General features: G+C 42.3%; 21 protein-coding genes, 1 riboswitch and 1 other annotated feature. Of the genes, 15 read left to right on the top strand and 6 right to left on the bottom strand.

Annotation, left to right across the window (positions count from 1 at the left end; genetic code table 11):
- Positions 1-140 precede the first annotated feature (140 nt).
- Both DZ860_RS13790 and DZ860_RS13785 read left to right on the top strand, forming a co-directional pair.
- Positions 141-1094: a porin gene (locus DZ860_RS13790; RefSeq protein ID WP_165862902.1), complete on the top strand. Its 954-nt coding sequence runs from the start codon at positions 141-143 to the stop codon at positions 1092-1094.
- 176 nt (positions 1095-1270) lie between these two features.
- On the top strand, positions 1271-1870 hold the full coding sequence (locus DZ860_RS13785) for a YccT family protein (RefSeq protein WP_120032219.1): 600 nt from the start codon (positions 1271-1273) through the stop codon (positions 1868-1870).
- Between the two features lie 112 nt (positions 1871-1982).
- Here the strand turns inward: DZ860_RS13785 and bioA are convergent, their stop codons facing one another.
- Positions 1983-3269 carry an adenosylmethionine--8-amino-7-oxononanoate transaminase gene (gene bioA / locus DZ860_RS13780; RefSeq protein WP_120032217.1) on the bottom strand — a complete coding sequence of 429 codons (1287 nt, stop codon included), beginning with the start codon at positions 3267-3269 and terminating at the stop codon, positions 1983-1985.
- A gap of 127 nt (positions 3270-3396) precedes the next feature.
- On the opposite strand from bioA, the gene bioB reads away from it, so the two are divergent.
- Genes bioB through bioD form a run of 4 tightly spaced genes read left to right on the top strand, consistent with a single transcriptional unit; the run spans position 3397 to position 7083 of the window.
- Positions 3397-4449, top strand: coding sequence for a biotin synthase BioB (gene bioB / locus DZ860_RS13775; RefSeq protein ID WP_120032215.1), 1053 nt, complete (start codon positions 3397-3399; stop codon positions 4447-4449).
- A complete protein-coding gene (gene bioF, locus DZ860_RS13770; RefSeq protein WP_439333131.1) occupies positions 4433-5590 on the top strand; it encodes an 8-amino-7-oxononanoate synthase in 1158 nt (385 codons plus the stop codon). Before bioB ends, bioF begins: the two co-directional genes overlap by 17 nt.
- Positions 5591-5599: 9 nt before the next feature.
- Entirely contained in the window at positions 5600-6406 is an 807-nt protein-coding gene (gene bioC / locus DZ860_RS13765) for a malonyl-ACP O-methyltransferase BioC (RefSeq protein WP_120032213.1), read from the top strand.
- Entirely contained in the window at positions 6403-7083 is a 681-nt protein-coding gene (gene bioD, locus DZ860_RS13760; protein WP_120032211.1) for a dethiobiotin synthase, read from the top strand. Before bioC ends, bioD begins: the two co-directional genes overlap by 4 nt.
- A gap of 130 nt (positions 7084-7213) precedes the next feature.
- On the opposite strand, the gene DZ860_RS24435 is transcribed toward bioD, so the two are convergent.
- Positions 7214-7381 carry a hypothetical protein gene (locus DZ860_RS24435; protein WP_165862901.1) on the bottom strand — a complete coding sequence of 56 codons (168 nt, stop codon included), beginning with the start codon at positions 7379-7381 and terminating at the stop codon, positions 7214-7216.
- 335 nt (positions 7382-7716) lie between these two features.
- Here DZ860_RS24435 and htpX point away from each other — a divergent pair, with 335 nt between their 5' ends.
- Entirely contained in the window at positions 7717-8586 is an 870-nt protein-coding gene (gene htpX / locus DZ860_RS13755) for a protease HtpX (protein WP_120032209.1), read from the top strand.
- Positions 8587-8951: 365 nt separating this feature from the next.
- On the opposite strand, the gene purB is transcribed toward htpX, so the two are convergent.
- The 3 genes from purB to mnmA all read right to left on the bottom strand — a co-directional run bounded on the left by purB (position 8952) and on the right by mnmA (position 12244).
- Complete coding sequence (gene purB / locus DZ860_RS13750; RefSeq protein ID WP_120032207.1) at positions 8952-10322, bottom strand: adenylosuccinate lyase; 1371 nt, start codon at positions 10320-10322, stop codon at positions 8952-8954.
- Between the two features lie 153 nt (positions 10323-10475).
- On the bottom strand, positions 10476-11093 hold the full coding sequence (hflD, locus tag DZ860_RS13745; RefSeq protein WP_120032205.1) for a high frequency lysogenization protein HflD: 618 nt from the start codon (positions 11091-11093) through the stop codon (positions 10476-10478).
- Positions 11094-11122: 29 nt separating this feature from the next.
- A complete protein-coding gene (gene mnmA / locus DZ860_RS13740; protein ID WP_120032203.1) occupies positions 11123-12244 on the bottom strand; it encodes a tRNA 2-thiouridine(34) synthase MnmA in 1122 nt (373 codons plus the stop codon).
- Positions 12245-12435: 191 nt separating this feature from the next.
- Between mnmA and DZ860_RS13735 the strand changes: the two genes are divergently transcribed.
- Positions 12436-12705 (top strand): hypothetical protein, encoded by a 270-nt coding sequence (locus tag DZ860_RS13735; RefSeq protein WP_120032201.1) that lies wholly within the window; start codon positions 12436-12438, stop codon positions 12703-12705.
- 94 nt (positions 12706-12799) lie between these two features.
- Positions 12800-14104 carry an inosine/guanosine kinase gene (locus DZ860_RS13730; protein ID WP_120032199.1) on the top strand — a complete coding sequence of 435 codons (1305 nt, stop codon included), beginning with the start codon at positions 12800-12802 and terminating at the stop codon, positions 14102-14104.
- A gap of 116 nt (positions 14105-14220) precedes the next feature.
- On the opposite strand, the gene DZ860_RS13725 is transcribed toward DZ860_RS13730, so the two are convergent.
- Positions 14221-14628 carry an H-NS family histone-like protein gene (locus tag DZ860_RS13725; protein ID WP_120032198.1) on the bottom strand — a complete coding sequence of 136 codons (408 nt, stop codon included), beginning with the start codon at positions 14626-14628 and terminating at the stop codon, positions 14221-14223.
- A gap of 483 nt (positions 14629-15111) precedes the next feature.
- A riboswitch (Lysine riboswitch) is annotated at positions 15112-15296 on the top strand.
- Between the two features lie 116 nt (positions 15297-15412).
- Between DZ860_RS13725 and DZ860_RS13720 the strand changes: the two genes are divergently transcribed.
- The 6 genes from DZ860_RS13720 to hisH all read left to right on the top strand — a co-directional run bounded on the left by DZ860_RS13720 (position 15413) and on the right by hisH (position 22461).
- On the top strand, positions 15413-17011 hold the full coding sequence (locus DZ860_RS13720; protein WP_120032196.1) for a Na+/H+ antiporter NhaC family protein: 1599 nt from the start codon (positions 15413-15415) through the stop codon (positions 17009-17011).
- 171 nt (positions 17012-17182) lie between these two features.
- Positions 17183-17319, top strand: a sequence feature (His leader region).
- Positions 17320-17386: 67 nt separating this feature from the next.
- Positions 17387-18283, top strand: a complete 897-nt coding sequence (hisG, locus tag DZ860_RS13715; protein WP_120032194.1) for an ATP phosphoribosyltransferase — start codon at positions 17387-17389, stop codon at positions 18281-18283.
- A 3-nt stretch (positions 18284-18286) separates the two neighbouring features.
- Positions 18287-19582, top strand: a complete 1296-nt coding sequence (hisD, locus tag DZ860_RS13710; RefSeq protein WP_120032192.1) for a histidinol dehydrogenase — start codon at positions 18287-18289, stop codon at positions 19580-19582.
- Between the two features lie 11 nt (positions 19583-19593).
- Complete coding sequence (hisC, locus tag DZ860_RS13705) at positions 19594-20634, top strand: histidinol-phosphate transaminase (protein WP_120032190.1); 1041 nt, start codon at positions 19594-19596, stop codon at positions 20632-20634.
- A gap of 108 nt (positions 20635-20742) precedes the next feature.
- Positions 20743-21816, top strand: coding sequence for a bifunctional histidinol-phosphatase/imidazoleglycerol-phosphate dehydratase HisB (hisB, locus tag DZ860_RS13700; RefSeq protein WP_120032189.1), 1074 nt, complete (start codon positions 20743-20745; stop codon positions 21814-21816).
- A 30-nt stretch (positions 21817-21846) separates the two neighbouring features.
- On the top strand, positions 21847-22461 hold the full coding sequence (gene hisH, locus DZ860_RS13695) for an imidazole glycerol phosphate synthase subunit HisH (RefSeq protein ID WP_120032248.1): 615 nt from the start codon (positions 21847-21849) through the stop codon (positions 22459-22461).
- Positions 22462-22473: the final 12 nt, after the last annotated feature.

The raw sequence follows: 22473 nt of genomic DNA, 5'->3' as shown, positions 1-22473 counted from the left end.
ACACGCAGGATATTCTTTTGCAATCTAGACCTCGAAATTTAGTTGAAAGGACATCAAGCCAAACAGAGCGAGAGTACTTTCAAATTATAAAAGGGAACCGGATAAGGAATTCCCAAATTAAGAAAAGGCAGTGGATTATTATGAAAAAGACTCTAGTAGCTTTAGCTGTACTAGCAGCAGGTACAGCAAGCGCAGTAAACGCAGCAGAAATTTATAACGCAGATGGTTCAGTTCTTGAACTTACAGGTCGTGCATTCGCAATTATTGAACATAAAAAGACTGACACAGACAGCGACACAGATGTGCTAGTTGATGACTCTCGTCTAGGTTTTAAAGTTCGTCATCAAGTAACAGATGCAGTTGCAGCCGTTGGTAAATTTGAATTCCAACTAACAACTCAAGATGACGGTTCAGCACTTAAAAATCGTGATGTATACGCTGGTCTAGATTTTACGGATACGGTAGCGGTTACTTTTGGTCGCCAAACAACATCTTTTGATGACTACGCATTCCGCGGTGGATTCGATGAGTACTACGGTTATTCACAAGAACTAGAAGATCGTGGCCGTGCTAACGGTATCATCAAAGCAGAATCTGCGAATATGAACGGCCTTGTTGTATCTGGTTCTTACCAGTTCAAAGAAGAAGAAGCTGGTAAAGACATCACTGGTGCGACATTAGCCGCTTCTTACGATGCTGAGTTTGGTCTAGGTCTATCTGCTGGTTACTTCGATTACAAACAATCAGGTAACAATGACCATGCAACTGGTTTTAACGTTGGTGCAAGTTATGCGTTTGGTGATGCTAAAGTGGGCGCTGACTACTCAAGCGAAGATCACTTCGATAAGTCTTCTGCTGATGCTTTCCGTCTAGGTGGCGAGTACTTTATCGATGCATACCGTCTATACGCAGGTTACGGTCAAGTTGATGAGAAGCCAGTTGTTGGTGATAGCGTAGATAAAGATGGTTTCTATGCAGGTGTTGCATACGCATTCGGCGCAAAAACAACATTATTTGTTGAAGGCGCAAGCTATGACAACGGTACAAGTGCTGATGATGACCGTCTAGCTCTAGGTATCAATGTTAACTTCTAATTGATGATTATTCATCGATAGTTAACTTACGTTTATTATAAAGCCGCCTTTTAGGCGGCTTTATTTGTCTCAACAGCATTGTTTGGATAACAGAATCGAACTGTCGGAACTGGTAACGTTATATAGAATAATATCAACTTTGGTAACGAGAGTCATAAACGCACAAGGATAAAATAATGAAGAAGTACGTATACCTAGGTTTAGTGTCAATGGCGCCGTTTATGGTTTCTGCCAACCAGATCAGTGCAGAATTTGGTGTTGAAATTATGGCGGTAAACGGCGTTGAAGTGAAAGGGAAGTCCGATTATCAAATTAATGATGGTTTTAACCAAATTGTGGTTCGGATGTCAAAACGCTTAACTAATGGCAGCTCACGCGATCAATTTATCTCATCACCTTACATTATTTCGTTTGATACCGATAAAGATGTCGATATTGATGTGCCGAAAGTCACCAGCTATTCAGATGCAGAAACCAAGTTTCGTCATGGACCTGACTGGCGAATTACTGCCTCTGGACAAAACCTGAGCTATAACTCTGCGTATTTACCAGGCAAGGAGGGCTTCATGCCTTATGGCGATCTCGCTGCGGTTATCACAACGTATAACAACCAACACAATATCGTGTTATCTGCCGATGCCGATACAATAGCTGGTGAGCTAAAAAGTGTCCAACAAGCCAAATCAAATGAAGCTTCAAAACAGCTAAAGCTCTGGTATAAGAAAGCGTCTGTGGAACAAAGAGAAGAGTTTCGTCGCTGGATGGAATCACAATAATTAATCGTTCAGTAGAGTTAAAGTCAATAGACCTGTAGGTGCGATTTTTGTCCTACTGATCTTTGACTTTTATCTAATGATTTGAATTCTCGATCTTAGAGTCACCCGAGAATTAACGCATAGACTTGAAGCAATTTGGATTATCTAGAGCGATCGAAATAGCAGCAACAAGCTTGTCGATATGCTCACGTTGGCTGATATACGGAGGCATAATATAAATTAGGCGCCCAAATGGTCTGATCCAGACTCCTAACTCTACGAATAAAGCTTGAATTGTTTCCATCTCTACGGGGCAATGAGTTTCTACAACGCCAATCGCACCTAACCAGCGCACGTCTTTGACTAACGGGGATGCTGTTAAAGGTGGAAGCAGTTGGGAGAACCATTGCTCAATGTTGGTGACTTGTTGTGCCCATTGTTGAGTTTCAAGTAATTCCATACTGGCTGTCGCTACTGCACATGCGAGAGGGTTCGCCATAAAAGTCGGGCCGTGCATGAAACATCCTGCATCCCCGTCGCAAACGGTATCTGCGACTTCTTTTGAAGCTAAGGTTGCAGATAGAGTCATATAGCCGCCGGTCAACGCCTTACCAACACAGATAATGTCGGGCTCAACATCGGCATGTTCACAGGCGAACATTTTCCCGGTGCGACCAAACCCCGTAGCGATTTCATCCAGTATTAATAATACGCCATAGGCGTCACAGAGTATTCGAACTTGCTTGAGAAACTCCGGGTGGTAGATACGCATTCCCCCGGCACCTTGTACGATTGGCTCGAGGATAACGGCAGCAATTTGCTGGTGATGGCATTCAAGTTTCTGTTGGAAATCTTGGATATCCTTGTCATTCCATTCTTGCCAAAATCCAGTTTTTGGTGATTGGGCAAAGATATGTTCAGGTAAAAAACCTTTGTATAAAGAGTGCATGGAGTTATCGGGATCGGTGACTGACATCGCGGCGAATGTATCGCCATGATAGCCATCTCTCAATGTTAAAAATTTAGAGCGTTTTTCACCTTTAGCATGCCAGTACTGTAGTGCCATTTTTAGACTCACTTCGACGGCAACCGAGCCCGAATCGGCGAGAAAGACATGCTCTAAGTTATTTGGAGCAAAGGCCAGCAATTTTTTGCAGAGGTTGATAGCCGGTTCATGGGTAATTCCCCCAAACATGACGTGTGACATCTTATCTATCTGTTGATGAGCAGCCCTATTTAAATGGGGATGATTGTAGCCATGTATTGCGGACCACCAGGATGACATGCCATCAACAAGCTGTTTTCCATTTTCCAATTCAAGATAGATGTCATGTGCCGAAATAATTGGGTAACAGGTCAGAGGTGTTAATGTCGAAGTGTAAGGATGCCATATATGGCGGCTATCAAAGGCTAAGTCCATTGCATGTACCACTGTTAAGTTTGTTTAAAAATTAACCAAATGTAAACTTTTGATTTCTAACATTGTTGACAGTCTACATCCAGTCGTTAGACTAGCCAAGTAACAATTCTAATCATAAGGAAAGCATGTGGAAGTTCGTCACAATTGGACTGTTGCAGAGGTAACAGCACTCATGGATAAACCTTTTATGGATTTATTGTTTGAAGCGCAATTAGTTCATAGGAAGTTTCAGCAACATAATCATGTTCAAGTTAGTACATTATTGTCGATCAAAACCGGTGCTTGCCCTGAAGATTGTAAATACTGCCCACAGAGTGCGCGCTACACGACTGACGTTGAGAAAGAACGCTTAATGGAAGTTGAACGAGTGTTGGACGCAGCGCATAAAGCGAAAAGTGCGGGTTCTACTCGCTTTTGCATGGGGGCCGCGTGGAAAAACCCGAAACAAAGAGATATGCCTCATTTAACTGAAATGATCAAAGGAGTTAAGGGGTTAGGACTTGAAACCTGTATGACGTTGGGAATGTTGACGCCAGAGCAAGCTGTTGCACTTTCTGAGGCGGGGTTGGATTACTATAACCATAACCTTGATACCTCTCCTGAGTTCTACGGCAATATTATTACGACACGTACATATCAGGATCGTCTCGATACTTTATCTCACGTGAGAGATGCGGGGATGAAAATTTGTTCAGGTGGGATTATTGGAATGGGAGAAAGTACCAATGATCGCGCTGGACTATTTGTGGAGTTGGCGAATCTACCTGTTCACCCAGAAAGCGTTCCGATTAATATGCTGGTTAAGGTAAAGGGAACACCATTAGAAAACGTAGATGATGTTAACCCATTTGATTTTATTCGACTTATCGCTATAGCACGTATCATGATGCCAATGTCAGCTGTCCGTTTATCTGCGGGTCGTGAAAATATGAATGAGCAGATGCAAACCTTATGCTTTATGGCTGGCGCAAACTCGGTTTTTTACGGCTGTAAGTTGTTGACGACGCCAAATCCATCAGAAGACAAAGATTTACAGTTATTTGAGACATTGGGCATCAACCGCCAAGAAGTCGTACAAAAACCAGATGAAATCGAAGAAAACGATTTGTTAGATCGAGTCGTCGAACGTGTTGCGTCACGACCGTCAAAAGGTGATTTGTTTTATGATGCCAGCGTTTAACAGGCGTATTGAAGAAGCACTTAATATTCGAAAAGACAAAGGTCTTACGCGAAAATTAATTGCTGTTGACCAAGGAAATGGGATCCAACTATCCCATGATGGGCGTCAATATATTAATTTTTCGAGTAACGATTATTTAGGCCTAGCGACGGATCCGGAGCTTTCACAGGCTTGGCAAGAGGGAATAGCACGCTATGGCAATGGTAGTGGTGCTTCGCCTTTGGTGACAGGATATAGTTCCGCTCATGATGGTTTAGAGAAATCACTGTGTGAATGGCTAGGTTATCCTCGCGCGATACTTTTTGGATCTGGTTTTTCAGCAAACCAAGCAATTTTGTTCAGTTTATTAGAAAAAGACGATTCTTTATTCCAAGATCGACTTAATCACGCTTCATTAATGGAAGCGGGAATGCTATCTCCGGCGACGATGCGTCGCTTTCAGCATAATGATACAGCTCATCTTGCCACATTACTTCAGCGTGAAAATGAAAACCTGAATTCAGCTGCTTTAGTTGTGACGGAAGGGGTCTTTAGCATGGATGGGGATCGCGCGCCACTTGCTGAGATCGCGGCTATGATTAACTCTTCAGCTTGGTTGATGGTAGATGATGCTCACGGTTTTGGTGTGCTGGGGGAGCGAGGTCGGGGAAGTTGTGATGAAAGTGGTATTCACCCTCATATCTTGATTGTGACATTTGGCAAAGCGATGGGGATGTCCGGTGCTGCAGTATTGTGCAGCGAGGAAGTTGGGGATTACCTGACGCAATTTTCTCGTCATCATGTTTATTCGACGGCTATGCCGCCAGCTCAAGCCTATGCACTAACTTACGCCCTTAAAATGGTCCAACAACAGGAGTGGCGACGTGAGAAGCTACTGGAATTGCAGTATGATTTTAATCACTACTTGGCTGACGTTGAGGGATTTGTCGCGACAAATACGCCTATTTGCCCGATTCATATTGGATGTGCTAATCGAGCTGTAGACGTGGCGAATCAGCTGAAAGAACGGGGTTTTTGGTTAACCGCAATTCGGCCGCCAACCGTTCCATCCGGAACAGCCCGGCTAAGAGTTACTTTGACAGCGGCTCATGATAAGCAGCAGATCCGGGACCTTGCCAATCAGATACACAAAATAATTTAGGAGTGTTCGATGAGCTTAAATCTATTGGGTGATCTATCGTCAAGTCAGGACAAGGTAGCGATTGCCGACGCATTTAGTAAGGCCGCTGCGACATACGATCATCACGCGGCATTTCAACGAGATGTTGGTCACCGCTTACTCGATAAAATGCCAAGTGATTTGTCGAATAAAATCGTGCTTGACCTTGGCTGTGGTACAGGATATTTCAGTGAACAATTACTGTTGCGAGGAGCGACGGTTATCTGTATTGATTTATCACAACAGATGCTTAACGAGACACGCAAGCGATGTGGCGATAAACAATGCCATTATTACTTAGCCGATGCGGAGTCATTACCATTAGGAAATGATGCTGTTGATTATGTCTTTTCAAGTCTGGCACTACAATGGTGCGAGAATTTAGCATGGCCTTTAAGTGAAATGCGTCGAGTGACAAAAGCAGGAGGCGAGTTATTTTTCTCTACTTTACTTGATGGTTCACTTATTGAACTGAAGAAGGCATGGGCGAAAATTGACTCACATCAACACGTCAATGATTTTGTGTCAGTGAATCAGGTAAAAATTGCGTTAGCGCAATCTCACTGTCCAGTCCATCATCTAGACTTGCCCACCATTGTTGTTTGGTATGACTCTGCATTTTCACTGATGCGCGATCTAAAAGGTATTGGCGCGAATCATGTAGCAGGTCGCTCAAATGGGCTCACTCGACGACGATCTATTTTGGATGTTGAGAGATACTATCAAGCACATCGGAATATCCACCGGGGCCTTCTGCCCGCAACCTATCAAGTATGTTTGGGGACGATTAATCTATGATTGATGCTTTTTTTATTGCAGGTACGGATACCGATGTTGGAAAAACAATCGCTTCGAAAGCGATTTTGAATGCTTTAGCGGATAAAGGTTTAAACACTATTGGTTACAAGCCAGTTGCCTCTGGTAGTGATGAAACTGAAAGTGGTATGCGAAATTCTGATGCGCTCTATCTACAAAATGCGGCGACGGTAGAAGTCAATTATGACGATATAAACCCTTATGCTCTTAAGTTGCCAGCATCACCACACATTGCTGCTAAACGTGAAAATGTGGTTATTGACTATGCGGTATTGAGCGAAAAGCTTGCCCTGCATAAGGAAAATTCAGATATCGTCTTGATTGAAGGCGCGGGCGGCTGGCGTGTACCGATTTCTGACAGTGATTGTTTGTCAACTTGGGTACAACAAGAAAAACTACCCGTTGTTCTTGTTGTAGGCATTAAGTTAGGCTGTTTGAGTCATGCTTTATTGACATTGGATGCGATTAAAGCTGACGGGCTTGAAGTGATCGGTTGGGTTGCTAATCGAATCAACCCAGGAACAGAACACTATGCTGAAATTATTGAGATGCTAGAGACTAGAATCGATGCGCCTAAATTAGGCGAGATTCCTTATGTACCTAAAGTTAAACGCGTTAATCTTGGTCGTTATATCAATGTCGAGCCGCTACTGAAGTAGGGTCTCATTGAAGTTAGGTACGATTGTAGTAAAAGACCATCGTAAGAATAAAAATTAAGGCTGCCATTTGGCAGCCTTAATTTTTTATTAGAGTTAGTGGTTCTATGTAATGAGTCAGAGCTTTTATTACTTACTTATCACTGTCCATACCGAGTAGTGCTTGCTGGTAATCCGCGACATGAGGATCATTGCCGATAGTACTCTCTAAGCCTAACTCTTGCAGCGCTTCATCTTCTGAAAGTCCTAAGTGACAGCGGAGAAGATCGATCGCCATTTGGTAGTTGTTTGCTTCAATCATTGTTCTGTCCCTCAAACTGCATTAAGTGGTTCATTTTTTATATAATTTGAATTTAGCAGTTTTCTACAACTCAGCAATAAGACCAAAGTCTATAGCGATGTTAACTATATAAAATAATACAAGATTTAATTGCATCAAGTTGCTTAAAGTGAGTCATATTTTTTGGTTATACACCGAAGAGTATGTCAATCTATGTCATTATCGAAAACAAATGTTTCAATTTGCTGCTTAACCTTGTAATTATTCGGTTTAAACTATATCTATACAAATAACAAGTTCGTGTGGCATCTACACAAGAACATTTATAATAAGCTTCCAATTTTTGGAGAAAGTCAATGAAGCGAGTCATGTTATTCCTAGCAACAAACCTAGCCGTTGTGTTGGTGTTGAGCGTTGTTTTGAATATTGTTTATGCAGTTACAGGCATGCAGCCAGGCAGTTTGTCAGGTCTACTTGTCATGGCAGCAGTATTTGGTTTTGGTGGTTCAATTATTTCGCTATTGATGTCGAAGAGTATGGCACTGCGTTCAGTTGGCGGCATGGTTATTGAAAGTCCGCGTAACGAAACAGAGCATTGGTTGCTTGAAACAGTACGTCGACAGTCAGCTCAGGTTGGTATTGGTATGCCAACAGTAGCGATCTATGATTCTTCTGATATTAATGCCTTTGCAACCGGTGCAAAGCGTGATGATTCACTAGTCGCAGTTTCTTCTGGGCTACTTCATAACATGACCCGTGATGAAGCTGAAGCAGTACTTGCCCATGAAGTGAGTCACATTGCGAATGGCGACATGGTGACCATGACGCTGATGCAAGGTGTTGTGAATACGTTTGTTATTTTCCTTTCTCGTTTTATCGCGAACATCGTTTCTTCAAATGATAGTGATGAAGAGGGCGAGGGCGGCTCAAATATGATGGTATATTTCGGTGTCTCTATGGTATTGGAATTGGTTTTTGGCTTCCTAGCAAGCTTTATTACCATGTGGTACAGCCGTCATCGTGAGTTTTATGCTGACGCGGGTGCAGCGCAATTAGTCGGTAAGCAAAAAATGATTGCTGCTCTAGAGCGTTTGAAAGTGAGCCATGAATCTCAATTGGAAGGTTCAATGATGGCTTTCGGTATTAATGGTAAACGCTCAATGACGGAATTGTTGATGAGCCACCCACCATTGGATAAGCGAATCGCAGCGTTACGTAACGCTTAATCTTATTTATCGGATGGATTTATTTAGTCTAACGATAAAATGAGACGATAGAAAATCGACGTGATAAACGAAAGGCTTGGTGATAGACCAAGCCTTTTTTGATCCAGCAGCGTTTATTTTCTGTGCGGTTTATTTGCTACAAGTGAGTGGATACATTTGACACTAAGGACATGAGCTAACGTCATTGCGCTATAGCAATATAGCAATATAGCAATATTGCAATATAGCTATGAAATGCTAACTAAACTATGTATGGCACGCTAATTATGTCGCTTGTTGGGCAAGGAGCGCTGAGGATAAGAATTATAGATAGAAAAAAGGCTTCCTTGAGGAAGCCTTTGCAATAAATGACATAACAAAGAAAGTTATAATTTGTCAGTTAGTTCGATAGCTTGACCGATGTAGTTCGCAGGTGTCATCTCTTTTAGACGTGCTTTTTCATGCTCAGGCAGTTCAAGGCCATCAATAAATAGACGCATAGCTTCGCCATCAACACGTTTTCCACGAGTTAGCTCTTTTAGCTTCTCGTAAGGCTTCTCGATACCGTAACGACGCATTACCGTTTGAACGGGTTCAGCAAGAACTTCCCAGTTTTTATCAAGTTCAGCAAGCAGTGCTTCACGATTTACTTCCAGTTTGCTAATACCTTTCAATGTTGATGTGTACGCGATGATTGCATAGCCAACACCAACACCAAGGTTGCGTAGTACTGTGGAGTCAGTAAGGTCACGTTGCCAACGAGAAATAGGCAGTTTTTGAGCCAGATGGCCAAATACTGCGTTTGCAAGGCCTAGGTTACCCTCAGAGTTTTCGAAATCGATTGGGTTAACTTTGTGTGGCATTGTTGAAGAGCCAATTTCGCCAGCAATGGTTTTTTGCTTGAAATGGCCAAGAGCAATGTAGCCCCAAACATCACGGTCGAAGTCGATTAGAATGGTGTTGAAACGCGCAACGGCATCAAATAGCTCTGCGATATAATCGTGAGGTTCGATTTGAGTCGTGTATGGGTTCCAAGTAACGCCTAGAGATTCAGTGATGAACTCTTCGCTAAACTTATGCCAATCTAGTTCAGGGTATGCCGAAAGGTGAGCGTTGTAGTTACCAACTGCACCGTTAGTTTTCGCCAAGATTTCAACGTTTTCGATTTGCTTGTATTGACGTTCCATGCGGTAAGCAACGTTTGCCATCTCTTTACCCATCGTTGATGGAGAAGCTGGTTGACCGTGCGTACGTGATAGGAAAGGAATGTCACGGTATTCAACAGCAAGTTTGCTGATTGCATCAATAAGGTTACGAATTTCTGGAAGAATAATCGTTTCACGAGCTTCTTTTAGCATCAAAGCATGAGAAGTGTTGTTAATGTCTTCTGAAGTACAAGCAAAGTGAATAAATTCATTCACCGCATGAAGTTCAGGAACGCCAGCAACTTGTTCTTTTAAGAAATACTCAACCGCTTTTACATCGTGGTTGGTTGTGCGTTCAATTTCTTTGATACGTAGAGCGTCTTCTTCAGAGAAGTTTGCAGCAAGGTTGTCTAGGAATTGATTTGCTTCAGCGCTAAAGGCTGGCACTTCTGCAATTTCAGCAGTGGCAGCAAGCTTTTGTAACCAGCGGATTTCAACAATAGTACGGTATTTTAATAGACCGTATTCGCTGAATATTTCACGTAATGCAATAGTCTTGCTTCCGTAACGGCCGTCTACTGGTGAAACAGCAGTCAATGCTGACAGTTCCATGATGTTCTCCTGAATTGATTTTCTAAATTTCGTGTGCTTTATACCAATAACAATGGCAATTGTCACGAATATTGCGCAAACGTTTGCGCAAGGGGTGTCCGACTTAAAAAAATGAGCTCGCGATAAACGCGAGCTGCTGATTATATTCGTCCGCTACATACGGGCGAGAAGGATTTGTGCCTGCTCGACCATTTTTTTGCGACCGAAGATCAAGTGACGTCGCTTGCCGCCGATTTGGCGCCATAATACAGCGCTTCGAATACCGGATAATAACAAAGCGCGAACTTTATGTTGGTTGCTGGTTTGTTGAAGTACAGATGGCGTTCCTGTGACTTGAATTCGCGGACCGATTGGGCTCACTACATCCAAGTACACACTCGCAAGGTTACTAATCATTTGTTCATCAAGAAGATCAAAATGAGAGAGTTGACGCTCCAAAGTTTGGAGGCGGTCACCAAGCTGAGACATCGTATCGTTACGGCTACTAAGTTTACGCTCTAGAGCCATTAAACTAATAATATAACGAGTGATTTCACTGCCAGTCGGGGTGCTATCGATACCTTTGACTAAACACTCCAAGCCTAACTTTAAGTCAGACTCACGACCGAACACATTCAGCGTACTGCTTGGATTTGTGTTCAAAATCGCTTTTAGTGAAGTTTCAAACGCGTCCGAGTCACAATGACCATTTTTCGCTACTTGTTGAACCAAAGCAACCGCTTGGCAGATACCAGCAAACGCGATAGTACGATCATAAAGTGTGTTAGCCACGTAGTTGCACTCCTAATAAATTCGACGAATTAAATACGTTCTTCAATGATACCGCCACCAAGGCAAACATCATCTAGATAGAAAACAGCAGATTGGCCAGGGGTTACAGCAACCTGAGGCTCGTCGAATATCACTTTGATTGTTTCGTCATCGATAGGGATGATACAACAAGGGATATCCGTTTGGCGGTAGCGTGTTTTCACTGTGCATTTTAATGGTTCGCGAATTGGTGTGCGATCCACCCAATGTAACTGTGCTGCAACCAAGCCATTTGACTTTAATAGAGGGTGATCAGCACCCTGAACTGCGATTAGCACGTTACGTTTCAGATCTTTCTCTGCTACATACCATGGATCTTCATTGCCGCCACCACCTTTTTGGCCGCCAATATGTAAGCCTTTGCGTTGGCCTAATGTGTGATACATCAAACCTTGGTGCTCGCCAATAACTTGGCCTTCTGGCGTTTCAATTTTACCCGGTTGAGCAGGAAGATAGCGAGACAAGAAGTCTGTAAATTTGCGCTCACCGATAAAACAAATACCCGTAGAGTCTTTTTTCTTCGCAGTGATCAAATCTTGCTCTTCAGCGATGCGACGAACTTCAGGTTTCTCTAGTTCACCAACAGGGAATAGGCTGCGTGCAACTTGTTCGTGGCTCAATGTGTACAAGAAGTAGCTTTGATCTTTATTGTTGTCGTTGCCACGTAGCATTTGTGGCGCTTCACCATTTTCAGGGAATGAACGACGAACATAGTGACCCATAGCAATGTAGTCAGCATCGAGCACTTCATCAGCAAACTCTAGGAATGCTTTGAACTTGATTTCTTTATTGCACAGAATATCTGGGTTTGGAGTACGTCCTGCTTTATATTCAGCAAGGAAATATTCAAAAACATTATCCCAATATTCTGCAGCAAAATTAATGGTATGAAGTGGGATATCCAGCTTGTCGCAGACTGCTTGAGCATCAGCTAAATCTTCAGCTGCAGTACAGTACTCTTCGTTATCATCTTCTTCCCAGTTCTTCATAAACAGACCTTCAACTTGATAGCCTTGTTGTTTTAAAAGATACGCAGAAACAGATGAATCAACGCCACCAGACATACCAACGATGACTTTCTTTTGACTGTTGTCTTTACAGTTCGCAGACATTACAAAATACCACTTAAATTAACTGGACGCAGATTCTAACAGAAACCGCAGACCGGTGACAGATCCGAGATCGAAATCACACTTCGTTTTTGTAGATATTTTAAGCAATAAAAACGAACAAAGGTAATTTCGATAGGTTGAGAATAGCTATATATGGCATAGTGACCGAAAATCCAAGAGGAAACAGCATTATGACTGAAGAAAACCAAGTGTTCGAAGAAGCTCAGCTAATCGAAGTTATTGAAAATCAACTTGAAGATGGCAATCCGATTAAAGCAAAAGAAACATTAATGCGTTTAATGATGACAGGCACACCTCGCGAAGAAGCGATCGAGATGATGGCATGCGCTGTCTCTATTGAAATATTTGATGTCATGAAAAACGATGGGACATTCAATCTTAAACGTTATTCAGAGCATTTAGATAGCTTGCCAGATCTTAGCTTTATGGACGGAGAATAGCGAAAACGTTTGCTATAATTGACCCTATTGCCGCGTTCATCTGAGCGCGGTAGAATCCGCATCCCCAATCGAACCCTTACTCAGAATGTAAATTATGAAATTTCCCGGTCAACGTAAGTCTAAACACTACTTTCCCGTTCATGCACGTGATCCTTTAGTCAGTCAGGCTCAAGAAAGTAAGAAAATGTCACGTACACACATTATTGGCATTGATCAAACACTAGTGGACATCGAAGCGAAAGTAGATTCAGATCTTATTGCTAAATATGGATTGAGTAAGGGACACTCACTAGTTATTGATGATCAAGCCGCTGAAGCTTTATATAACGAGCTAAAAGAATGTGACTTGATTACTAATGAGTATGCCGGTGGTACGATCGGAAATACATTACATAACTACTCAGTATTAGCTGATGACCGTTCTACGTTGTTAGGCGTAATGAGCCAAGATATTAAGATTGGCAGTTATGGCTACCGCTACCTTTGCAATACGTCTAGTCGCATGGATTTAAACTATCTGCAAGCCGTAGAGGGAGCGATTGGTCGTTGTTTCGCACTGATCACTGAAGATGGTGAACGCACGTTTGCAATCAGCGAAGGGCAAATGAATCAGCTGAGCCCAAATAGTATTCCTGAGAAAATTTTTAAAAATGCGTCAGCTTTAGTATTAACAGCCTACTTAGTACGTTGTAAAGAGGGCGACCCTATGCCTGAAGCGACAATGCGAGCGATTGAGTATGCGAAAAAGCATGACGTTCCGGTTGTATTAACACTAGGGACTAAATTTGTTATTCAAGATGACCCTAAATTCTGGCAAGACTTCTTACGTGACCATGTTAGCGTAGTGGCGATGAATGAAGATGAAGCTGAAGCGTTAACTGGTGAAACCGATCCATTGGCAGCATCTGACAAAGCGTTGGAGTGGGTGGATTTGGTGTTATGTACAGCTGGTCCTGTTGGTTTGTTTATGGGTGGCTACACTGAAGACGAAGCAAAACGTGAAACCAGTTTGCCATTATTGCCAGGTAGTGTTGCTGAATTTAATCGTTTTGAATTTAGTCGCCCAGCATTTAAATCACTGTGCCAAAATCCATTGAAAGTTTTCTCTCATATTTCACCTTATATGGGTGGCCCTGAGAAAATTAAGAATACAAATGGAGCAGGTGATGCCGCTTTATCTGCTTTATTGCATGATATGGCAGCAAATAAGTACCACAAAGAGAATGTGCCAAACTCAAGTAAACACGCTTATGCGTTTTTAACTTATTCTTCATTTTCACAAGTTTGTAAATATTCTAACCGTGCAAGTTATGAAGTGTTGGTTCAACATTCACCACGTTTATCACGCGGCTTGCCTGAACGAGAAGATAGCTTAGAAGAAGCCTATTGGGAAAGATAAGCTTCATTAATCGTATTCATAAAGCCTGCTTGTTATATGCAGGCTTTTTATTGGTCAAATAAATATCAATAAAAAAAAGCTCCTTATAGTAGGAGCTTTTTTTCAAATATTTCTAATTAAAGAAGGAAGTCGTCTAGCGATTTTCCTGCATCCAATTGTTCTTGGATTGCAGACGGTGTACGGCCTTGACCTGTCCAAGTTTTTTCTTCGCCGTTAGTATCTACATATTTATACTTTGCAGGGCGAGGAGCACGTTTTGATTTAGTTTTGCTTTTCGTTTCACCAGATAGCGCACTAATTAATGCTTCTACGTCAATGCCATCTTTAGCAATTTGTTCAGCAATTGCTGCTAATTTAGATTCTTGTTCAGCACGTGCTTCAAATTCAGCTTCTTCAGCTTCTTTACGTTCTTGAACAACAATAGTTAGTTTTTCTAGTGCTTCTTCTAATTGCTCTACAGTTAGTTCACGAGCAAAAGCGCGAAGGCTGCGAATGTTTAATAGAGTTTTTGTTATTTCCGACATGGTTATACTCACAAATAAAGTAACTGATGGATAAATATTAAACCTGACTTTTAAATTATACAATATTAATTTTGAAAAGTTCCTGAAATAAAAACAAATTGAATTCAGATAATGTATGTTTTTCAGTCGAGTGACCTTTTATTATCCAATACCTCTAAATTATAGTCGCAATACATAGACGATTATTATAGAAATCAAGTTTCATACGAGAAATATAAAATCCCTAAAATGTTTGAAATGAATACATATAAAATTTAGTAGTTTATAAACTTTTCATCTCACAAGTTCATCTTTATAGGTGGGAATTGAATTCAGTATTAGAGCAAATGTACTGATTTTGGTGTCGCTAAAAAGATCATTAGAAAGCTGAATAAAGTTTATTTTTTGTATTGAAATGGTAGTCGAGATAAGTACAATCATCTGTACCTAATGCGACGGGTGGTTAAATTATTGTTAAATTTATTTTGCAATAGTCTAAAGTATTGTCGCGGTAGAGGAGCGAAATGAATCAGTAGCGTTTGTTGGGGTGATGCCAATGAGCAAACGTGAAAGGTCATTGACGCCGAAGTGAGCCGGTTCATCAAAACCACTTGCTGGGGTTGCACTCAAATAGGGGCAACACTGCCATAGTCTATAATTTTGTTAAACTATGGAGCGCTACTGTAGGGTTGGGTTGAAGTGTTCACTTCCCTGTCGCTATGTTCAACATTAGTTGTTTGAAAATGATTTCTTACAATTAGTCTGCAGTAGATCTCTAACCAATTAGAACTGGTTTTTGAAGATCATGAATTTAATCGATTTTGCAACATCTCCTATTTCACTACTACCTCCGGTAGTAGCCTTGACGCTAGCGATTGTTACGCGTCGTGTTCTGTTATCTCTTGGCACGGGTATTGCCATTGGTGCTTTTTTACTTGCCGATGCTTCATTTGGCGGCGCGATTAGCTACATAAAAAACATTGTTTTGGGCGTGTTTGTCCAAGATGGTGGCATTAATGCGGGTAAAATGAGCATTGTAGCTTTCCTATTGTTACTGGGTATGATGACAGCACTGTTAACATTGTCTGGTGGTACGCGAGCATTTGCTGATTGGGCGCAATCTCGCATCAAAAGTAAACGTGGAGCAAAGCTACTTGCCGCATTCCTAGGTATTTTCATTTTTATTGACGACTATTTTAATAGCCTAGCGGTTGGTGCTATCTCTCGCCCTGTAACAGATCGTTTTTACATCTCTCGTGCAAAACTTGCGTATATCTTAGACTCAACTGCAGCACCGATGTGCGTTGTAATGCCAGCATCAAGTTGGGGTGCTTATATTATGACGATAGTCAGTGGCATTCTAGTGACCCACGGTATTACCGAATATTCTGCTTTGGGTGCATTTATGCGCGTAGTACCAATGAACTTCTACGCAATCTTTGCATTGTTGATGGTATTTGCTGTGTCATGGTTTGGCCTGACTGTTGGCAAAATGCGTGAACATGAAATCGCGGCCTCTCAAGGTCGTGGATTTGACGAAGACGCAAATGATGAACGTGAACAAGCGCGTGAAATTGATGAAGAACTTGATATTAAAGAAAGCAACCACGGTCGTGTATTGGATCTAATTTTACCAATCGTGATGTTGATTATTGCCACTTGTGCGTCAATGCTATTCACGGGAGCTCAAGCGCTAGAAGCAGCCGGTAAATCATATTCATTACTTGGTGCATTTGAAAATACTAACGTAGGTACGTCTCTAGTTTACGGCGGTCTTACGGGGCTAGTAGTTGCTCTTGCAACAGTATTGAGACAGCGTCTAGCGGCGGTGGAAATCGGCAATACTTTATGGATCGGTGCAAAATCGATGTTTGGTGCCATCCTTATCTTAGTCTTCGCTTGGTGTATTGGTACGGTTATTGGTGATATGAATACCGGTAGTTATCTATCAAGCCTAGTTCAAGGTAATATCGACCCTAAATGGTTGCCAGTGATCTTGTTCTTGCTATCTGGTGTGATGGCATTTGCAACCGGTAGTTCATGGGGTACTTTTGGTATTATGCTGCCAATCGCCGGTGACCTAGCGGGCAACACAGACATCGCTCTTATGCTACCAATGCTAAGTGCGGTTTTAGCTGGCGCAGTGTTCGGTGACCACTGTTCACCAATCTCTGATACCACTATCCTGTCTTCAACAGGTGCACGTTGTAACCATATTGACCACGTACAAACTCAGCTACCATACGCATTGGCAGTGGCATTCGTGTCGGTTGTAGGCTTTATTGTATTGGGAATGACAGATTCACTTGCACTGTCATTCACAGCTGCAAGCATTACGTTCGTCGCGGTATGTTTTGTAATGAAGCATATGTCTACAAGTCGTATCGTGAATAGTATTGAGTAGTAGTTAAAAGATTGGATGATAAAAAGGAAGCTTCGGCTTCCTTTTTCTGTTTCTGAAAGATGAAAAAAACTCAAATTAATGGTTGAAAAAAGTTAACGGCTTAGTTAGTGTGGTTATAGTTAAATGAAACGGTAAGAGTTTAATAAGTATGCGCAATTTTGTAATGCAAATTCATCATCACCATCATCCCTTGTAGTCTTTCGGGAGATGTGCGCATACCCGGGAGATAGGAAACTCCCGGAGGCTTATATCAAAGAATTTATGATTAAAACCCTCGGGAGATGAACATCTTCCGAGGGTTTTTCAGTTTTACCGGTTTCATAATTTGGTTTTGGTTATTTTAAAATCGTTTTTAATTTGCACAGGGATAAAGCAATGCAAACACAACGCCTAAGAATCGCAATTCAAAAGAAAGGTCGCTTAAGTAAAGAGTGTCAGTTGTTACTTAAAAAATGCGGCGTGAAATTCAATATTATGGGTGAACGTCTTGTCGTTCATTCGGAAAATATGCCAATAGATTTACTTCTTGTTCGTGATGATGACATTCCAGGTTTGATCATGGATGGGGTCGTCGACTTAGGTTTTATTGGTGAAAATGAACTAGAAGAAGTTCGTTTAGATCGTAAAGCACTAGGTGAGCCTTGCCAATTTATTCAACTTCGTCGTCTTGATTTTGGTGGTTGCCGTTTATCTATCGCGATTAATAAAGACCAAGAATATAACGGGCCTCAAGATCTCGCGGGTAAGCGTATTGCAACAACGTATCCGCAATTATTAAAAGCATATATGGATGAACAAGGAGTGCCATTTTCAACATGTATGCTGACCGGTTCAGTTGAAGTCGCGCCACGCGCCGGATTGGCTGATGCGATTGCCGATCTTGTCTCGACAGGGGCAACATTAGAAGCAAATGGCCTAAAAGAAGCCGAAGTGATTTTTAAATCAAAAGCGACACTTATTCAACGTGTGGGTGATTTTGATATTGAGCGATTGGCATTGATTGAGAAATTACTCACTCGTATGCAAGGTGTACAACAAGCAAAAGAATCTAAATACATCATGCTACATGCGCCAGTCGATAAGTTAGAACAGATTAAAGCTCTATTACCGGGCGCAGAAGATCCAACCGTTTTACCGCTATCGGCAGAAAAGCAGAAAGTTGCTGTCCACTTGGTGAGTACAGAAAATTTATTCTGGGAAACAATGGAACAGTTAAAAGAATTAGGCGCGAGCTCGATTTTGGTATTACCGATTGAAAAAATGATGGAGTAGACGATGAGAACAGTCGTTTGGCAATCACTTAGTGAAACTCAGCAAGACTCAGTACTAGAGCGTCCTGCTATCAGCGAAGGGGCTAATATCACCGCCGCTGTCTCAGAGGTTATTGCAAAAGTTCGCAGTGAGGGAGATGCCGCACTGATTGAGTTGACCGAGAAATTCGATAAGGTCACCCCTGCTTCTATTCGTGTTTCTAAGGGGGAAATAGAAGCAGCATCAGAGCGTTTAACATCCAAGATGAAGCAGGCTTTAGAGCAAGCTTATGAGAATATCGCTAAGTTTCACAATGCACAAAAACCTCAGCCAATAAAGGTAGAAACACAACCAGGTGTCGTTTGTGAACAGGTAACGCGTTCTATTAATAAAGTCGGTTTGTACATCCCTGGCGGTAGTGCGCCTCTGCCGTCGACGGTTTTGATGTTAGGTGTTCCTGCTCAAATTGCAGGTTGTCGTAAAGTTGTGTTGTGCTCACCACCACCGATTGCAGATGAAATTTTATATGTTGCTAAGCTGTGTAACATCGATGAAGTTTATAACGTCGGTGGCGGTCAGGCGATTGCTGCAATGGCTTATGGGACAGAAACCGTTGTTAAGGTTGATAAGATATTTGGCCCGGGTAACGCTTACGTTACGGAAGCGAAGCGACAAGTGAGTAACGATTTTCGTGGTGCCGGAATCGATATGCCAGCAGGCCCATCTGAAGTATTGGTGATTGCGGATGAATCTGCTGACCCAGATTTCGTCGCTGCGGATCTGTTAAGCCAAGCCGAGCATGGCCCTGACTCTCAAGTGGTGCTTGTGACACCATCACCAATCATTGCCGATCAAGTCAGTGACGCTGTTCGTGAACAGTTGAAATTACTTTCTCGCGCTGATATTGCTGAAAAAGCGCTCGCATCGAGTTTAATTATTATTGCTGAGTCTTTAACTCAAGCAGTTTCAATTTCTAATTTCTATGGCCCTGAGCACTTGATTGTTCAAACCAAGAATCCTCGTGAATTGTTGCCATTGCTAGACAACGCTGGTTCTATTTTCTTAGGCGATTGGTCGCCGGAATCGGCTGGTGATTACGCTTCTGGGACCAATCACGTTTTGCCGACGTATGGTTACACCCGAACCTATTCAAGTTTAGGTTTAGCCGATTTTTCAAAGCGTATGACGGTTCAAGAGCTCACCGCACAAGGTTTACAAACTCTGGCTCCAACAGTCGTGACTATGGCAGAAGCTGAAGGGTTAGATGCGCATAAACGAGCAGTAACAATTCGTGTCGAAAAGTTGTTGGCGAAAGGTTGAGGAAAAGAGCAATGGAAAAATTAGCGCGTAAACAAGTTCAGCAATTAACACCTTATTTGTCGGCTCGACGTATTGGTGGTACTGGGGATGTTTGGCTTAATGCGAACGAATCCCCATTCAATAATGAATATAAAACCAACTTTGTTCGCTTAAACCGTTATAGCGAATGTCAGCCTAAAGAACTGATCGCAGCCTATGCAGCCTATGCAGGCGTTAAGCCTGAACAGACCTTGACTTCCCGTGGGGCTGATGAGGGTATTGAGTTATTAGTTCGCGCGTTTTGTGAGCCAGGTGAGGATGCCATTTTATATTGTCCACCAACATATGGGATGTACGCTATCAGTGCGGAAACATTTGGTGTAGAAAGACGAACCGTCCCATTAACCGCAGATTGGCAACTCGATTTAGAGGGCATTAAAGCGAATCTTGATGGGGCAAAGTTACTTTTCGTGTGTAGCCCAAATAATCCGACCGGGAATTTGGTTAAGCGAGAAGACATTATTACCTTGCTAGAGATGACAAAAGATAAAGCGATAGTGGTGATGGATGAAGCGTATATCGACTTCTGTCCAGAAGCTTCTACGGTCGATCTTCTTGAGCAATATCCCAACCTCGCTATTTTGCGCACCTTATCAAAAGCATTTGCACTCGCTGGCTTGCGTTGTGGTTTCACACTCGCAAACCAAGAGGTCATCGACGTATTGCTTAAAGTTATAGCGCCGTATCCGGTACCAATTCCTGTGGCTGAAATCGCGATACAAGCATTGTCTGAAGCGGGCCTGGCGCGCGCGAAATATCAAGTGTTGGATCTCAATGCCAACCGAGCTTACTTACAAGTCGGTCTTTCAATGATTGGTGGGTTGCAAGTCTTTGATGGCTGGGGCAATTATATGCTGGTTAAATTCCCGGATGGCGATGCACTATTTAAAGCCGCGTGGGATAACGGAATCATTTTACGTAACTCACCAATTGAAGATTGTGTGCGAATTAGTGTCGGTAATCGCGATGAGTGTGAAAAAACTCTTGGTTTTATTCGTAATTTTTACGCGTAATTAGACGGTCGGATGCTTGGCGTTAAGATAAAAATACTAACGTGAAGCATCAATAAGAATAAGGGCTCGTTCTGTGATAAATGAGCTAAGAATGAAAAGGAAGTCCAAGTGAGCAAGCAGCAAAAAATTCTATTTATTGATCGAGATGGCACCTTGATTGTCGAACCACCTATTGATTTCCAAGTGGATCGACTTGATAAACTGAAACTCGAGCCTTTTGTTATTCCAAGCCTGCTGTCGTTACAAGACGCGGGATATCGCCTAGTGATGGTGACAAACCAAGATGGATTGGGTACCGATAGTTATCCTCAAGCTGATTTTGATGCGCCTCAAAACATGATGATGGAGATCTTCACCTCCCAGGGTGTGGTGTTTGATGATGTGCTGATTTGCCCGCACTTCGAGCAAGACAATTGCACTTGTCGTAAACCTAAATTAGGAATGGTTAAAGAATATCTGCAAGGGGGTAAGGTCGACTTCCAAAATTCAGTGGTGATTGGTGACCGCGCAACCGACTTGCAACTGGCCGAAAATATGGCAATTCAAGGTATTCAATATCACCCTGAAACGATGAACTGGAAACAAATATTAAAAGATCTTACGGTAAAAGCGCGTACTGCTGAAGTCGTGCGCACGACCAAAGAAACAGACATAAAAGTCTTTGTGAATTTGGATGAGCAAGGAGGTAACGATATCACTACCGGACTCGGGTTTTTTGATCACATGCTCGATCAAATTGCGACACACGGTGGTTTCCAGATGAAATGTCAGGTGAGTGGTGATCTGCACATTGATGATCACCACACCATTGAAGATACCGCATTGGCGTTAGGGCAAGCATTGAAAGAGGCCTTAGGTGATAAACGTGGTATAGGGCGCTTTGGCTTTAGCTTGCCAATGGATGAATGTCTGGCACAGTGCGCGTTAGATCTTTCTGGCCGCCCATATTTAAAGTTTGATGCTGAGTTTAGCCGCGAACAAGTTGGCGATTTATCTACGGAGATGGTGGTTCACTTCTTCCGCTCTTTGACCGATACGTTAGCTTGTACATTGCACTTGTCGTCAAGTGGTCACAATGACCACCACATTATCGAGAGTTTGTTTAAAGCGTTCGGTCGCACATTACGCCAAGCCATTAAAGTAGAAGGCAATGAGCTTCCAAGTAGCAAAGGCGTACTTTAAATGAAGGAGCGAGCAATGACACAAAAGAAGTTGTCTGAGCAGAAAGTCGTGATTATTGATACGGGTTGCGCGAATGTTTCGTCCGTTAAATTTGCGATAGAGCGTTTAGGTTGTGATGTCGTAGTATCGAAAGACCCGCAAGTGGTTTTAGCCGCAGATAAACTGTTTTTACCCGGCGTGGGGACGGCAAGTGAGGCGATGAAAAACCTCGCTGAGCGTGATTTGATTGAGCTAGTAAAGCAAGTAGAGAAACCACTACTTGGCATTTGTTTAGGAATGCAGTTACTGGGTCAATTTTCCAAGGAAAAAGGCCAAAAAGCCAATGATATTGTGGAGTGCCTAGGGCTGTGTGAGGGAGAAGTGCACCTGTTGGAAACGGGAGGCTTACCTTTACCGCATATGGGATGGAATACCGTCACATCATTGCCAGAACATCCACTATTTAAAGATATTGAAGAAGGTGAATATTTCTATTTTGTCCATAGCTTTGCTATGCCAGTTGGGGATTACACCATTGCTCAGTGTGAATACGGTCAACCATTTACAGCGGCTGTTCAAAGCGAAAATTACTATGGAGTTCAGTTTCACCCAGAACGTTCAAGTAAAGCTGGCTCAAAACTGATCGAAAACTTTTTGAATTTATAAAGGGAATTAGAC

It is taken from the genome of Vibrio sinensis, assembly GCF_003605645.1.
GTDB classification, from domain to species: Bacteria; Pseudomonadota; Gammaproteobacteria; order Enterobacterales; family Vibrionaceae; genus Vibrio; species Vibrio sinensis.
This window is presented reverse-complemented; position numbering and strand designations above follow the sequence as displayed.